Here is a 16,541-nt window from a genome sequence, read left to right on the forward strand (position 1 = left end):
TTATATGCCAATTGATAAATTGAAACCAAAAGTTCTGGTTGATGGGAATTGACCGATCTCAAAACCCGTAACGATATCAGAGCCGCTAAGCGTTCCAAATTCCGGATCGAACATCGGCCACGGCGACCAGATGAAAAGATTTCGGCCATAAACCCCGAAGGTTGCAGCAGAGAGGCCAATCCTTTTAAGAAAACGTGGATTAAACCTATAATTTAAAGAAGCTTCCCTAAATTTAATAAAATCGGTACTGAAAGTGCTGCCCTCCGCATTATCTGTTCCCGCGTGCGAGCGATAATATTCGTCAATATCATAAGCAACTGTGGTATTCGGAACATAAGAGCCATTTGCCAGCTGGACCACACCATTACCCACAATACCATTATATCTACCAGGAAGTGTACTGGTTAATTTACCCTGCTCCACCATTTTGTAGTTTAATAAAGAATGTGCAACGGCGCCTACCTGCGCATCAAACAGCACGTTTAAACTGATATTACGGTAAGCAAATGTACTTCCAATACTGAATTTGTATTTAGGCATGGTATTGCCGAGGTATACGACATCATTGGTGATTTTGGCAAATCCTGTGGTAGCATCATAAACTACATTGCCCTGTGGATCGCGTACATATCCCCTGCCATATAAATCGCCCATGCTGCCACCCACTTTGGCCACAATCTGGCCACCTGCAACCGGACCGGTACGTAAAATGATAGAACTATCCGATAATGCTTTGATGATGTTGGTATTCGATGCAAATGTGGCATTCATCGTCCATTTAAAACCACTTTTTGTAACGATTGGTGTTCCGTTTAAGGCCACCTCTACTCCCGAGTTGTTTACCTGCCCGGCATTAATCAATGCCTGGTTATATCCTGTTGAGCGGTCAACTATCCGGGTTAAAATCTGGTTTTTGGTATTGCCTGCGTAAACAGCCACATCAAATCCTAACCTTCCTTTAAATAAACTTACTTCAGTACCTACCTCGTAAGTGGTGGTTTTAAGTGGTTTTAAGTTTTCGTTTGGTAAAATGGTTGGGTTTACAAGCGCGCTGTCGGGATAAGTACCGTTTGATGCCAGAGAATAAGTATAGGCTGTACGGTAAGGTGTGGTACCGCCGCTGCCAACCTGTGAAACTGAAGCCCGTAATTTAGCAAAACTGATTGCTTTGGGCAGTTTGAAGAATTCTGAAAGCACAAAACTGGTGCTAATTGCCGGGTAGAAAAAACCAACATTGTCTGTTCTGGTAGCAGTAGCTAATACACTGCTCCAGTCTTTACGTCCGGTAAGCTCCACATACCAGTAGTTTTTGTAGTTGGTAGATAAAACCCCATAAAAACTATTAATCCTGTATCGGCTGGTATCTGGAATAGAAATTAATGGGTACAGATTGTTCGTTAACTCATAGATATTTGGTACAATCAAACCGTCGGCACGTAGATCCGATTTATTATATTTATTTCGTAACTCACTTCCACCAAAAGTAGCATTGATGCCAAAGTTTTTATTGATTTTTTTATCATACCTTAACAAGAAATCGATGTTAGTTTCTTGCGCATTGATGTGCTGCTGCCGGGTTGAACCTTTAGGTAAACGGCTACCCGCATCGTAAGGACGATCTTGTGCACGTTTCTCATTTGAATAATCGATACTGGATCTTAATAATAAACTTAATTCTTTTGTGAACTGATAGCTGGCCTGAATATTTGCAGTAACATTATTACGCCCTGTTCGGTTAATAAATTCATTAACCACGGCATAAGGATTCTCCGGGAACGAACTGAAAGGGTATTTAATTGATAAATTTTCTTTGCCAATCGCCCAATAATTTTTGATCCAATCTAAACTTGCATTCGGCTGCCAGAAAATAAACCAGTACATTAACGATTGATTACCATAACCTGCGCCCGGAAGGTTATCGCTAAACCGATTGCCGTAGTTGATTTTAGTGGCAATTTTTAACTTAGAGGTTACATCTGTATTGGTTGATAAGGTAAGTGTAGTACGTTCGATACCAGTGTTGGGTACGATCCAGGTATTATTCTGGTTGGTAACCGAAAAGCGGGCCGTGGTATTTTTATACCGGCCATCTAGGCTCAGGGAGTTGGTTAAATTATCACCAGTGCTGAAGAAATCCCTGATCTGGTTTTTGTAAGGTACCCAAGGCGTTCTGGTTTTACCTGCAGTTTGCGTAACCGGATCGTATTGGAAAAACATTTGGCCATCAAACCGAGGGCCGTAGGCAGAACTGGTTCCGCTTGTACTCGATCCATCGGCACTAGCACCGTAAGAATAATAGGCTGCACCATCTAATCCCTGACCATACTCATACTGCATATCCGGCCAACGGTTAACTTTTTCAAAAGATCCGTTGGAAGTAAATCGGATGTTAACTTTTTTATGTTTTGAACTGCCTGACTTGGTGGTGATAATGATCGCGCCGTTTGCCCCTCGCTGTCCGTAAAGGGCGGCAGCTCCTGGTCCTTTTAATACAGTTACACTTTCAATATCCTCCGCGTTGATGTCGTTAATTGAACTTCCGTAATCAGCCGGCATATTATCACTGCCTGTGCCATATACGCCGTCAGAACTGTTGGCTGTACGTCTGCCACCCGAATTATTGATCACCACTCCATCCAAAACAATCAAAGCTTCGTTATCGCCTGTCAGGTTATTCTCGCCTCTTAATATGATCTTATTTGAACCCGCGGGACCACTGTTCGATCTGATCAGGTTTAAACCGGCAACCTTGCCCGAAAGTGCATCGGTCCAATTGGTAGAAACAGCTTCAGTTAACTGGTTGCTATCAATTTTAGTCACCGCGTAACCTAATGCTTTCTCTTGCCTTTTGATACCTAAAGCAGTAACTACCACCTCGTTTAATGAGTTATCTGCCTGTACCATTTTAAAATTAACACGCGTGGTTGTCCCATTGTTAACTTTTACCTGTTGATTTCTGGCAATTTCGTAAGAAATAAATCTCGCTTCAATAGTATAAATGCCTTCGGCTGCATTTAGATTATATTCACCGTTGTTGTTGGTTTGTCCAACGATATTCAGTTCAATAATTTTAACGGTGGCGGCCGGAATGGGTTCATTGTTTTCATCCACAACCCTCCCGCTAACCCGACCTATACTGGTGTTTTTTGCGGTAATCAGGATATTACCCGTACCACTGGCTTTATAGGTAAAAGGCATACCTCTTAAAAGCAGATCCAAAATTTCAAAAACAGATCTTGTTCCCCTGGAAACATACACTTTTTTCTGATCATTGAGCTGATTATTATTGTAGGCAATATGATTGCCGCTCAGCTTTTCTAATGTTTCAAAAGCTTTTTTTAATGTCATGCCATCCGCTTCGAATAAAATTTTTTTATCGCTTTGTGCATGGGTATATAGAGAGAAAGAGAGCAGATTCAACATCGTTATGGCTATGATTACCATAATTTTTGAGGGATACTGATGGAAGATTTTAATCCACCTGGTATTAATTTTCATATCTTTACTAAGTTTTACTTTGTCAAATGAGTATACAGTTTTCAGGGCTTGAAATGTGTCCAGCATTTCGAGCCATTTTTCGGTTAAGTAATTTTATATCATATCTATTTTTTGGTTTGCCGTTAATAAATGATTACTTTATTTTCATAGATTTCATATTTTGAATCAGAAAGCCTGGCAATGACGTCCATGATCTGCTTTACTGAGCATTTATCAAATTTTGCGGTAAGTTTTATCCCTTTTAAGGTTTCCTTTTTAATTTCAACATCAAGATCATATTCACGGGCAATCACCTCGGCGATCTCGCTCAGGGGTTTATCGTAAAAAAAGATTTTATATTCCCTCCAGCTTTCAAAATCGACTGCGTTTACCTCTTTTCGGGTAAACTGTCCATCATTCTTATTGATGCTGATTTGCTGATTTGGTACGAGGAACTGTACATTAGGCATTTTTCCCTGGTTTTTAAATACTACCCCTACTTTACCCGTTTGCACGGTAACGCTGATGTTTTTTGAGTACAGATAGGCATTAATATTAAATGACGTACCTAAAACCGTAGTACTTACGTTTCCTGTATAAACAATAAAAGGTTGTCTGCTGCGGTGTTGAACATCGAAAAATGCTTCGCCTGCTAAGTAAACGATGCGTTTACCTGTGTTAAAATTTAACGCGTACCGGATTTTTGTATCGCCATTTAAATATACGTTAGAACCGTCGGGCAAGGTCACCAGTCTTTTCTGCCCCCTGGGATTATAAATTTCATGGTAAGCAACAGCTTCCATTTTTTTTGGATGGAAATTATTAAAATAAATGATTGGCAATAAAGCAATCACCACAATTGCGGCTGCTATTGTAAGATAGATGCGGTAGTTAGTTTTTCTGACTGTTGCCGGTTGTTCAGCACTATTTTTGATATGCTGTTGGACGGCCGACCAGCTTTTTTGCTGATTTACAGGGTTGTTCAAAGAATAATCCGCTGCTTCAAAAGCCTGTAAGGTTTTTCTGAAAACCTGCTGGTGTTCGCGGTTGCTTTCCACCCAGATTAGTAACTCATTTAAATCGTCAGTTCCGATGGTTTTCTTGCTGTAGTGTTCTATTAATCTGTAGTAACGTTCGTCCATTTAGTAATGCGGTTCTGAACGTAAGACAGATTAACCGATACTTATACGTAGCGAAAAACATCAAGTTATTGTTAAGAAATCGTTAAGTATAAAGAGTTACACGCGGTCTCAAATCAAATAATGCCTGAAAGAATGATTAATCAGGAAAATATGAGTGTTTGTGAATAAAGGGGCTTTTTACAGATCTTTATGCCCGGATATTGCTGAGAGCACCTGCCTAAGTTTAATAAACCTTGTTGCCGGGAAGAGCTTTCGATTCTTCATCTGAAACCGTACCATAAGCTTAATGGAAGGCCATTACGGAAAACTGTATCTGCTGCTTAAAGCTGATGAAAGTAATATTTCGATGAATGATCTTTTGAAAACGATTAGGATCATCTTAAGTGTGGTACGAAAAAATAGATTTAAATAGCCGAACGGTCGGTAGCGAGCGATCGAAAATTTTTAACGGCCTGATAAAGTAAGGTTTCTACAGTTCTGATCGAGATACCTAGTAAATCTGCAATAATGCTTTTCTCGAGCATATCGATGCGGCTCATTAAAAGCACCTCCCGCTGCCGGTCTGGTAACCGTTTAATCAACTCCATAATTTCGGAATAAGATTCCCTGCTGGCAAGCTGTTCGTGCGGATTTAGATAGCTATCCGGATAATCTAGCGAATCTTCACGATCATTAATACTTAAAATATGGAATTTTACCCGTTGAACTTCATTAAAGGCTAGATTTTTAGCCGCGGTAAACAGGTACTTTTTGATTGACCTGATCTGCAGTTCATTTCTTTTGTCCCAGAGCTTCATAAAAAGATCAGCAACAAGCTCTTCAGCCCTATTGTGATCTTTAATATAGATAGTGATAAATTTGCATAAGGCAGGATAATACCTGTTGAAAAGCGTTTCTAATGCAAGGCTGTCCTGATTGATCATCAGAGACATTAAATCTTCGTCACTTTTGCTTAAGTATACATCCTTCATCTTGCCAGCAAAAGTAGCCAGACAACGTTACGCTAATATTAAGCAAACTTATATTTTAGGTTACCTATGTATTAATTGTGTTGGATTGGCAGCTGAAAAAGTGTTTTTTATACAAGCTGTTCAGAGAAAAATTACGCTCTAGAATGATCAATCCTACAACCGGTAATATTAAAAATTCGATAATGTCAAAACTGTAGAAAAGATAACCGAATACCAATATCAATCTGAAACATTCCAGGTAATAAATCCACTTGCGCTGCTCCAATAACGCACCAATGTTAATCAGCGTAACCAAAATAAAAATTGCTATGGCTATTTTATGTATTGAGGTTAATGATCCGTAGAGCATGGTAGTACCTGTAAGCATGGCAACTACCACAATTAACTGGATATTTAAATAAGTTTTAAATTTGGGGTTGGATTGATCTTGTCTTCTTTGCTGAAAATAGCGCTCTTCCAAAGCAGGCCTGATATTTTGATCCATCAAGGCTGGGCTGCCAAAGATAGCATTCCATTTGGCCCTGAATCCATTTGCGCGCCTGTAGGCTTCGCCTATTTCCAGATAATAATGAAAATGCTGCCAAAGGAAACTGTAACTTTTGATCGGGTGGGTTAAGCCATATTTCGGCGCTTCTTCTTCTTTTTGGAAAGTACCGAAAAGTTTATCCCAAAAAACAAAAACGTCGCCATAGTTTTTATCCAGGTATTTATCATCCGATGCATGGTGAACGCCATGTAAAGAAGGCGTAATCAATATATTTTCCAACCAGCCCAACTTACCAGCTAATTGCGTGTGCGTAAAAAATGAATAAGCTCCGTGGGCCAACAGTATAGTGATGATCATATTAGGATGAAAACCCAATAAGGGTAATACGCACCAGAATACATTTCGGAAGATGGCCTGGATGGTGGTAATCCTGGCTGCTGCCGATAAATTAAATTCTTCACTTTGATGGTGGACAATGTGCGCAGCCCATAAAAAATTAATCTCATGCCCTAGCCTGTGATACCAGTACCAAACAAAATCGGTAGCAAGCAATAGCAAAATCCATACATACCATTTGGTAGAAATGTCGAAAATGGCATAGTTGGAATAAATCCAATTATACACCTGATAAAAACTTGCCGCGATGAATAAATTTAATAACCTTTCGGCAATACCCACGCTAAAATTTGCAACGGTACTCTCATATTTAAAAATTTTAGCCTTCTTTTGGTGCTGGGCAATCTTAAATTCAATAAACACAAAAATAAAAAATGCTGGAATAGCAAATGCAAGGTAGTTTACCGTCATAACCGTTTATATCTTTTTTAAATTAACAGAACAAACTTAAATATATTCTACTAAATATATAGATTTTATAGTTTATATTATTTTAACTAACAAAATCAATCTTCATTTAATATTTGCCATTTTAATTTATTTGTAGAACTTCGAAATTATAAATAAAGCGTTATGGCTACAGAGAAAAAAGTTGAAAACAACAATATATTATCGATTGATATTGGTGGTACAAGTATAAAAACAGTTCTTTTGGATGAAAACGGTAACATGCTTAATGAATATGTTAAAAGCAAAACTCCGCCTGAAGCTACACCTAAAGATATTGTTAACGGAATAGTAGAACTGGTTAAACCTTTCCCACAAACGTTCAACCGCATTTCGATTGGTTTTCCAGGGTATGTTAAAAACGGCATCGTTAAAACTGCACCTAATCTGGCGAAAAACAAATGGGAAGATGTTGATCTGGCACAACGTGTGGCCAATGTACTGGGGCATCCCGTACGCTTGGTAAACGATGCCGATCAACAGGGCTTAGGCGTGGTTGATGGCAAAGGTTTTGAAATTGTTTTTACGGTAGGAACAGGCTTTGGAACCGCACTACTGTTTGATGGCGAATTACTGCCGCATTTAGAACTGGCGCATTTTCCCATAAATAAAGAAGAAGATTATGACGATTATATCGGGAATAAGGCCTTTGAGAAAATTGGTGCTGAACGCTGGAATAAACGTTTAAAAAAGATCATCGAAGTTTATAAAACGGTTTTCAACTATGACGCTTTATACATTGGTGGTGGCAATTCTAAACACATAGATTTTAAATTAGAAAGCAATATTAAAATCGTAACCAACAGAGATGGCATTAAAGGTGGGGCGAAACTCTGGAAACTTGCCGATAAGTACAATATTTTTACTGTATCGCCAAAAAAATAGCACAATTCTGAATTCATTGTTTATTACAATCTTTTAACAACAAAATCTGCAATATTAATTTGTAAACCCTATTTTTGGGTGCACTCAAAAAAATAAAAAATGGCAAATAACGATTCGAAAAAATATAAATTGGGCATGATCGGTTTAGGTACCATGGGCCGAAACCTTTTATTAAATATGGCTGATAAAGGCTTCTCGGTTACCGGTTACGATAAAGACACCAAAATGATCGCTAAGCTTGAAGAAGAAGGCAAGGCACATCAGCTGGAAGGATTTGATGATATAGAAAGCTTTATTTCAAGCTTACAAACTCCGCGTACGCTGATTTTGCTGGTACCTGCAGGCCCGATTGTAGATAGCGTTATTGCCGAATTGAAACCACTTTTAAGTAAAGGTGATATCATCATCGATAGTGGAAACTCGCATTTTACCGATACCAACCGCCGTGTGGATGAGCTGGAACGAGATGGCCTGCACTTCTTCGGAATGGGTATTTCTGGTGGCGAAGAAGGTGCACGTTTTGGTCCGAGCATGATGCCAGGCGGCGATAAACAAGCTTATAATGTAGTTAAAGATGTTTTTGATGCTGTAGCTGCAAAAGTTGGAACCGACCCTTGTGTAACTTACATTGGTCCGGGCGCTTCCGGCCACTTTGTTAAAATGGTACACAATGGTATTGAATATGCCATTATGGAACTTATTGCCGAAGTATATGGCATCCTTAAAAACGGATTAGGTTATTCAAACGAAGAAATTTATAAAGTATTCAAAAAATGGAATGAAGGCAGGTTGCAATCATTCTTATTGGAAATTACGGCCGAAATCTTCCTGTTTAAAGATACCGATACACAAAATGATCTTTTAGATCAGATTAAAGATGAAGCACGTTCAAAAGGTACCGGAAAATGGACTTCAGAGGTTTCAATGGAACTTCAGTTACCTGTACCAACCATTAACGAAGCAGTTTCTAACCGAGATTTATCTAAATTTAAAGCCCTTAGGGTTTCTTTAGAAGAAGCATTCGGTAAAAAAGATACTAAAATTGCGGTTACCGTTGAGGAGCTGGAAGATGCATTTTATTTCTCGATGATCAGTGCTTATGCACAAGGGATGCATTTACTGGTTCAGGCATCAAAAGAATATCAATACGATTTACAGTTGCAGGAAATTGCCAAAATCTGGCGTGGCGGCTGTATCATCAGGGCTAGATTCCTGGAAGATATTTATCAGGCTTATGACAAAAATAATGCTCTTGAGCATTTATTTGGTGATAACGGTATTCAAAACATTATTAAAGGTACTTTATCCGGCACCCGTAAAACAATCAGTGCCAGTATTAATGCCGGTTTAGGTATACCTGCTTTTGCTTCAACGCTAACCTATTTTGATACGATTACCACAGGCCGCATGCCTTCAAACCTAATCCAGGCGCAAAGAGATTTCTTTGGTGCCCATACCTTTGAGCGTATTGATAAAGAAGGTGTGTTTCATGCCGATTGGAACAAATTATCCTAAATAATCAGACTTAAGAACATAAATCATAAAATGAAAACCAAAACCGCATTAAACCCGACCATTTTTGTCATATTTGGTGGAACAGGCGATTTAAATAAAAGAAAATTAGCACCGGCCCTGTATAACCTGTTTATGGAGGGCTACATGCCCGATCAGTTTGCCATTATTGGCACAGGAAGAACTGAATTTACCGATGATAGTTACAAAACGGCTTTGGAAGAAGCTGTGAATGAATTCTCCCGAACCGGAAAAGTTAAAAAGGATAAGTGGGATGATTTTGCCAATACCATCCATTACTGCCCTACCGACTTTGCACAGCCGAAAACTTTCGAAAATTTGAAAGCTGCGGTAGAAAAATATCAAAAAGAGTTTGGTACAGGCACACAGGTTATTTTTTACCTGGCAGTTGCGCCTAACTTCTTCCCTATTATTGCGGAGTGCTTGCAGAAATATAAATTGACACAGGATGAAGACAATAGCCGTATCGTTATCGAGAAACCTTTTGGCCACGATTTAGAATCGGCAAAAGAGTTAAATGCATTGCTAAGCACCATTTTCACCGAAAAGCAGATCTACCGGATTGATCACTACCTGGGTAAAGAAACCGTGCAGAATATGATGGCTTTCCGTTTTGCCAATGCCTTGTTTGAGCCGTTATGGAACCGCTCATATATCGATCACGTTCAGATTTCGGTAACCGAACAATTAGGCGTGGGCGATCGTGGCGGTTATTATGAGGGATCTGGTGCTTTGAGGGATATGATCCAAAACCACCTTTTGCAATTGCTTTGCCTGGTTGGTATGGAAGCCCCAATTAATTTTGATGCAGATGAAATCAGGAACCGTAAAGTAGAGGTTTTGAGAGCAATGCGCCCTTTTTCTGCAGAGGATATCCGTTTTCATACGGTCCGTGGCCAATATAGCAAAGGCTGGGTTGAAGGCAAGGAAGTTCCGGGATACCGCCAGGAAAAAGGTGTTGATCCTCATTCGAATACCGAAACTTTCGCGGCAGTTAAATTCCATATTGACAACTGGAGATGGCAAGGTATTCCTTTCTATTTAAGAACAGGAAAGCGCCTGAACCAAACCTCATCGTTAATTACCATTCAGTTCAGAGATGTTCCACATCAGATTTTCTCATCAGGTGTAACCGAAAACTGGCAGCAGAACAGGCTGGTAATCAGCATTCAGCCGGAAATGAGTATCCGTATGCAGGTACAGGCGAAAAGACCTGGATTAGATATGGTTTTGAACCCGGTTGATATGGTATTTGATTATAAAGGCACTTATGAAGGTGATACACCAGAAGCTTACGAAACCTTATTGCTGGATGCCATGATGGGCGATCAAACGCTGTTTATGCGCGGCGATCAGGTAGAGGCTGCCTGGGAATTGGTAATGCCGATTTTAAATACCTGGGAAAGTAAAAAATCGATCAACTTCCCGAATTACCCTGCTGATAGCTGGGGACCAGAAGAAGCTGAGGCCCTTATCGCAAGAGATGGTTTCCACTGGTTCAACCTGCCATTGAAGAATAAGGAATAATTATGTGATGGTTCATGGCTCAATAGTTTATAGCCATGAACCATCAACTATTAACCAAAATAAAATGAATCTACTTATCTATAAAACATTAGAAGAACTAAACCAGGATCTGGCTGATTATGTAATTAAAATTGCAGAAATGTCTATCGAAGAAAACGATCGCTTTAATTTCGTACTTACGGGTGGTAGTTCTCCTAAAGCACTTTATCATTTTTTGGCTACCGAAGGGAAGCATAGGATTGACTGGGAAAAAGTGTATTTCTTTTTTGGCGATGAGCGCAACGTTCCCGCCAACGATGATAACTACAACGGACTAATGGCCAAAAAAACTATTCTAGATCCGTTGGGTATTAAAGAAGATCATATTTTTTATGTAGATACAACCCTGGCACCAGAAAAAGCAGCTATTGAATATAAAAAAGCAATTGACCAGCATTTTAATGGCGAAGACATTATTTTCGATTTAGTCCTGCTCGGCATGGGCGATGATGCGCATACCGCTTCAATTTTTCCGCATACTACCTTAGTAAAGGATGAAGAAGTGAATGTAGCAGCGGTTTACGTGCAAAAACTAGATACTTATCGGATCAGTTTTACTGCACCATTAATTAACCAGGCCGATAATGTTGCTTTCTTGGTATTCGGGGAAAATAAAGCAGAAGCATTGAAACATGTAATTGGTGATGCCGAAAAAAATCCTGATCTATATCCTTCCCAGTTAATTGATCCGATTGACGGTAAACTAACCTGGTTTACTGACGAGGCTGCGACGAAGTTACTTGAAGACTAAGGGATGACATTGTCTGAAGAAAAACATCTATCAGACTTTTTAACAGGAAAAACGGAATATACCCTTGGATTATTCCGTTTTTTTATTGACCAGCTGGCCGAAATCGGCGAAATTAAACTTCGTACCACCAAATCTATGATTGCCATAGAATCTAAAACGCCCTTCGCGTAAATTACGCAGTTGGGTAAAAATTTTGTACACGTGGTTATTCCTTTCGATCAACCATATGAGTACAACCTTTGTTTCACTAAAATTGTACAGGTTCCGGGAACTAATCAATTTAACCACCATTTGAGGATTTTCTTTGAAGAAGATATCAATAACGAAGTGAAAACATTTTTTAGGATAGCGATGGAATGATGCCATCTTGTGGCTGGATATTTCGCGAATTCTGGCCTACATCGTATGAACCGGAAGTGCGCTAAATAATTCTTTAATTTTGGAGCATTGTTAATGGAGACTTTAATGGCGTATTTACATCAACCAAAAATAAGTTATCAAATTTGTATAAATAACACTATAAATATCTTTCATCCCCAGTGAACAAAATATTCCATTTATAATGAATAATATTTTATATTTGTATTGAAAGATATATAGGTATGCTATTAGAGAGTCAAATTGGGTCGATTCTGGATTCGCAAAATGATGCATTTTCGAATAAAAAAATGGGACTGCAAAGAAATAATTTACCAAAATTAAAGCTAGTAGAAAACTTTGCTTTAATAATTACAGGTGTAAGAAGATGTGGAAAAAGTACGTTGCTGTATCAGCTATTGAATAAAAACCAAGAAAAAACACTTTTTATAAATTTTGAAGATACACGATTTGCTGGTTTCGAAACAGATGATTTTGTTAGGTTATTATCTGAAATAAAAAAAAGAAGAGTAGAAACACTATTTTTTGATGAAGTACAAATACTCGAAAACTGGGAGTTATTTGTAAGACAATTACTTGACGACGAATATAAAATTGTAATAACTGGATCCAATTCAACACTATTAAGTAAAGAGCTGGGCACAAAGTTGACGGGAAGGCATTTATCGACTGAATTATTTCCTTTTTCTTACGAGGAATTTTTAGCGTTCAAAAAATTAGAAAACACAGCTGCTAGTTTGCAACGGTACCTGCAAAATGGTGGTTTTCCTGAATACCTAAAAACTGGAAATGGAGTAATATTAAACCAGCTTTTAGATGATATATTAAATAGAGACATTGCCATTAGGTATGGTGTTAGAGAAGTGGCTACCTTAAAAAAGCTGGCAGTATATCTTATTTCAAATATTGGAAAACCAGTTTCCGGCAATAAACTAAAAGAAGTATTTGGGATAAGATCAACAACAACCATTCTCGAATTTTTCTCTTACTTAGAAAATACTTATATCCTGCAGTTTGTTCCTAAATTCAGTTATTCGCTTAAAATACAAATGCGTAATCCAAAAAAAGTTTATGCAATTGATTTAGGTTTATTTAGTGAAAATTCAATAGTTTTTTCTGATGAAAATGGGAGACGACTAGAAAATGCGGTATATCTGTATCTTAGATCAAAATATTCAGAAATCTATTATTTTCAGGATAAGAAGGAATGTGATTTCGTTGTGATGGAAAAAGGAAAAGTGAAAGAGATACTGCAAGTATGTTATGAGTTAAATTCTGAAAACTTGGCTAGAGAGATTGCAGGGCTGACAGAAGCTATGTCCTTTTTTAACCTTAAAGAGGCAAAAATCATTAGTTTCAACCAAAGCGAGACATTCAGCCGGGATAATCAAACCATTTATATTATACCTGCTCATGAATTTATGATTAGGTAAAAAAATCATTAATTTCTTTGCAAAAGGCAGATTCAAATTAATAATACTTTTAGGGTGGTTTGTGTCTCCACAAACCACAACCCAATTAATCTAGCTTCTCTTCTATTAGTAATTTAATAATCCCGTCAGCCATACCCACTTTAGGGACATAAATCTGTTTTATACCGGTCCATTTCATTAAGGTCAAATAAATCTCGCATGCCGGGATAATTACATCTGCACGATCGGGGTTTAAACCCAGTGTATGAATCCTTTCTTTTAATGAATAACCGGTTAATTTGTTATACATCGAATTCAGTTTCTGTAATGATAAAGGTGCATTTTCTTTCTCATCCGACATACGGAACAATTTATTGATATTGCCGCCGGTACCAATGCCGGCCAAATGCTTATTGGCCTTGGTATGTTCTTTCACCCAATCTTTCATCTCTTCCCAGGTTTCTTCCTTATCCTGGTTATCAAGCATTCTGATGGTACCGATATTGAAAGATCTTGATGCTTCAGGAGCTCCTTTTACGAAAACAGATAATTCTGTACTCCCTCCCCCCACATCAATATACAAGTATGTTTTATTCTCGTCTAATGCTTCTTCGATATGATTGGCGTAAATGATGTTTGCTTCGCGCTGTCCTTCAATAATTTCTAAAGTAACATCAGTTTCTTTTTTAATCAGCTTTACAATGTCTTCACCGTTGCGGGCTTCGCGCATGGCCGAGGTTGCACAGGCTAAATATTCAGAAACATGATAAACATCCATTAAATTCTTAAAAGCAGCCATGGTTTTGACCAGATCTGCTGATTTTTTCTCTGAAATATATTGGTCCAGAAATGCATCATCTCCCAATCGGAGTGGCACACGTATAAGGGTATTCTTTTTATATTTATATTTTCCGTCTTGTTTGCTAATATCGGCAATGAGTAACCTCACTGCATTCGAACCGATATCTATAGCTGCGTATCTCAACATTATGATTGATGCTTGGTTTTTAAATAATTATAAATATCTACCTGCGCCCTTATCTTTCTGCTTAGTCTGTTTTTATGGTATTTGTTGTTGTTTGAGGTATTAATCTGCCTCGATTTGGTATTGTCTTGTAGTTGCAGGTCGATAATGTCCTGAATCTCCTGTTTTACATCAAGGTCGAGCACAGGAAAGCCGACTTCAACGCGATGCTCGAAATTTCTGCTCATCAGATCAGCGGACGATAAATACATGTCATTTTTGCCATTATTACCAAAAATATAGACCCTTGCATGCTCCAGAAACTTATCGATGATACTAACAGCGGTAATATTTTCACTAAAGCCCTTTACCCCTGGTACCAAACAGCAGATTCCGCGTACAATGAGCTGAATTTTAACCCCGGCATTGCTTGCATCATAAAGTTTAGAAATAATGCCTTCATCAGCCAAACTGTTTACTTTTAACATAATGTAAGCCAGTTTACCCTGTTTGGCATTTCTGATTTCACGGTTGATAAAATTAACCAGTTTAGAACGGCTCTCTAGTGGAGAAACGATCAGGTGTTTGAAGCCTCTGGTTACGGTACGCTTGTTCAATGCATCAAAAAGTTTAACCAGATCGTTAGTAATTTCCTTCCTTGTAGTGAAAATGCTGTGATCGCAGTATAAACCTGCGGTTTTCTCGTTAAAATTTCCAGTGGCCAGGTTTGCATAATAAACAGGTTTATCTTTTTCAATCCGTTTAACCAGGCAAATTTTAGAGTGTACTTTATAATCCGTTAAACCATAGTTTACTTTAACACCTTCTTCCATTAATCGGCTTGTCCAGTAAATGTTAGCCTGTTCATCAAAACGGGCCTTAAGTTCTAACAGAACGGAAACAGTTTTACCGTTTTTAGCTGCGTTGATTAGGGCATTGATTACCTTCGAGTTTTCGGCTAGCCGATACAATGTGATCTGTATTTCAGTAACTTTTGGGTCAATGGCAGCCTCACGCAAAAACAAAATGATGTAGTCATAAGATTGATAAGGTAAATTGACTAAATAATCCCGTTGCGCAACCTTATTAAACATGCTTTGTGTTCTATGCAGTCCATGAACCTTCAGTGGTACGTTCGGTGCATATTCCAATTCCTTCTTGCCTACATTTGGAAAGGCAATAAAATCGCCAAACTTATGGTAACGGTTACCAGGTATTAAACTTTCAGCTTCCAGCTTAAGTTTATTAACCAGTACGGTAAGCATATTCAGCGGCATTGCCGAATCGTAAAGCAGGCGCATGGGTTTTCCCTTTTTGCGCTTCTCTAAGCTGTTTTTTAGATCATCAATAAACTTATCGCTGATGTTTTTATCAATATCCAATTCAGCATCCCTGGTTAACTGGATCGAATAAGCCTCTAAACTATCATAGGTAAAAACATAAAATATATCATCCAAACAATACCTGATAATATCTTCGGCGAGAATTATAAACTTCAGATCGTTTGTTTCGGGCAGTACCAAAAACCGGGGTAAATTTGGGGGAATTTCAATAAGTGCATATTTTTCCTTCACTTTTGTTTCCTTTTTCGAAAGTTTAACAAAAAAGTAAAGAAACCGGTCTTTCAATTCCGGAAAGGGTTTGTCCATATCCAGCATGATCGGAACCAGGTTGGATAAAATTTTATCCCTGAAATGATTTTTAACGAACTCTCCCCTGCTTACATTCAGCTGGGTATCATTTAAAATAAAAATTCTGTTTTGAGCAAGTTCATTAATCAAGGTAGCTTGAAAAAGCTGGTCGAATTTTTTTTCCTGTTTTACAACAATGTTTTTAATCTCATTCAGAATTTTCTTTGGATTAAACCCCAGAAGTGCTTTTGCCTTATCATTCAGATTGGTTAAACGGCTTATGGTAGCCACCCTTACACGGTAAAACTCCTCTAAATTGGAAGAAAATATGGATAGAAATTTAATCCTTTCAATTAATGGCACTGTTTCATCTGCCGCTTCCTGCAGTACACGTTCATTAAAGTAAAGCCAACTGATTTCGCGGTTAAAAAATGGAATCTTCTTATTGCTCATTTAAAAAATAAAAAATCCCTGCCAAACAGGGATGTTCAAAACTGCATA

Annotated in this window: 13 protein-coding genes; 7 read left to right on the forward strand and 6 right to left on the reverse strand. The window is 38.3% G+C overall.

Features of this window, described 5'->3' with window-relative positions:
• The 4 genes from QZ738_RS08010 to QZ738_RS08025 all read right to left on the reverse strand — a co-directional run bounded on the left by QZ738_RS08010 (position 1) and on the right by QZ738_RS08025 (position 6,884).
• Complete coding sequence (locus QZ738_RS08010) at positions 1-3,498, reverse strand: SusC/RagA family TonB-linked outer membrane protein (protein WP_293786388.1); 3,498 nt, start codon at positions 3,496-3,498, stop codon at positions 1-3.
• 122 nt (positions 3,499-3,620) lie between these two features.
• On the reverse strand, positions 3,621-4,619 hold the full coding sequence (locus QZ738_RS08015; RefSeq protein ID WP_293786390.1) for a FecR family protein: 999 nt from the start codon (positions 4,617-4,619) through the stop codon (positions 3,621-3,623).
• Between the two features lie 404 nt (positions 4,620-5,023).
• On the reverse strand, positions 5,024-5,590 hold the full coding sequence (locus tag QZ738_RS08020) for an RNA polymerase sigma factor (RefSeq protein WP_293786392.1): 567 nt from the start codon (positions 5,588-5,590) through the stop codon (positions 5,024-5,026).
• A gap of 64 nt (positions 5,591-5,654) precedes the next feature.
• Complete coding sequence (locus QZ738_RS08025) at positions 5,655-6,884, reverse strand: sterol desaturase family protein (RefSeq protein WP_293786394.1); 1,230 nt, start codon at positions 6,882-6,884, stop codon at positions 5,655-5,657.
• A gap of 162 nt (positions 6,885-7,046) precedes the next feature.
• On the opposite strand from QZ738_RS08025, the gene QZ738_RS08030 reads away from it, so the two are divergent.
• The 7 genes from QZ738_RS08030 to QZ738_RS08060 all read left to right on the forward strand — a co-directional run bounded on the left by QZ738_RS08030 (position 7,047) and on the right by QZ738_RS08060 (position 13,466).
• On the forward strand, positions 7,047-7,805 hold the full coding sequence (locus QZ738_RS08030) for an ROK family protein (protein ID WP_293786396.1): 759 nt from the start codon (positions 7,047-7,049) through the stop codon (positions 7,803-7,805).
• Between the two features lie 99 nt (positions 7,806-7,904).
• Positions 7,905-9,320: an NADP-dependent phosphogluconate dehydrogenase gene (gene gndA / locus QZ738_RS08035; RefSeq protein ID WP_293786398.1), complete on the forward strand. Its 1,416-nt coding sequence runs from the start codon at positions 7,905-7,907 to the stop codon at positions 9,318-9,320.
• Positions 9,321-9,350: 30 nt separating this feature from the next.
• Entirely contained in the window at positions 9,351-10,865 is a 1,515-nt protein-coding gene (gene zwf, locus QZ738_RS08040) for a glucose-6-phosphate dehydrogenase (RefSeq protein WP_293786400.1), read from the forward strand.
• A gap of 64 nt (positions 10,866-10,929) precedes the next feature.
• Entirely contained in the window at positions 10,930-11,655 is a 726-nt protein-coding gene (pgl, locus tag QZ738_RS08045) for a 6-phosphogluconolactonase (protein ID WP_293786402.1), read from the forward strand.
• Between the two features lie 3 nt (positions 11,656-11,658).
• Entirely contained in the window at positions 11,659-11,826 is a 168-nt protein-coding gene (locus QZ738_RS08050) for a hypothetical protein (RefSeq protein WP_293786404.1), read from the forward strand.
• A 9-nt stretch (positions 11,827-11,835) separates the two neighbouring features.
• Complete coding sequence (locus tag QZ738_RS08055; protein ID WP_293786406.1) at positions 11,836-12,015, forward strand: hypothetical protein; 180 nt, start codon at positions 11,836-11,838, stop codon at positions 12,013-12,015.
• Between the two features lie 308 nt (positions 12,016-12,323).
• Complete coding sequence (locus tag QZ738_RS08060) at positions 12,324-13,466, forward strand: ATP-binding protein (protein ID WP_293786408.1); 1,143 nt, start codon at positions 12,324-12,326, stop codon at positions 13,464-13,466.
• Positions 13,467-13,551: 85 nt separating this feature from the next.
• Here QZ738_RS08060 and QZ738_RS08065 read toward each other — a convergent pair whose 3' ends face one another.
• Together QZ738_RS08065 and ppk1 are read right to left on the reverse strand one after the other, a co-directional pair.
• Positions 13,552-14,433 (reverse strand): exopolyphosphatase, encoded by an 882-nt coding sequence (locus tag QZ738_RS08065; protein ID WP_293786410.1) that lies wholly within the window; start codon positions 14,431-14,433, stop codon positions 13,552-13,554.
• Entirely contained in the window at positions 14,433-16,493 is a 2,061-nt protein-coding gene (ppk1, locus tag QZ738_RS08070) for a polyphosphate kinase 1 (protein ID WP_293786412.1), read from the reverse strand. The genes QZ738_RS08065 and ppk1 overlap by 1 nt, the downstream gene beginning before the upstream one ends.
• Between the last annotated feature and the right edge of the window lie 48 nt (positions 16,494-16,541).

It is taken from the genome of uncultured Pedobacter sp. (assembly GCF_913776295.1).
Classification (GTDB): domain Bacteria; phylum Bacteroidota; class Bacteroidia; order Sphingobacteriales; family Sphingobacteriaceae; genus Pedobacter.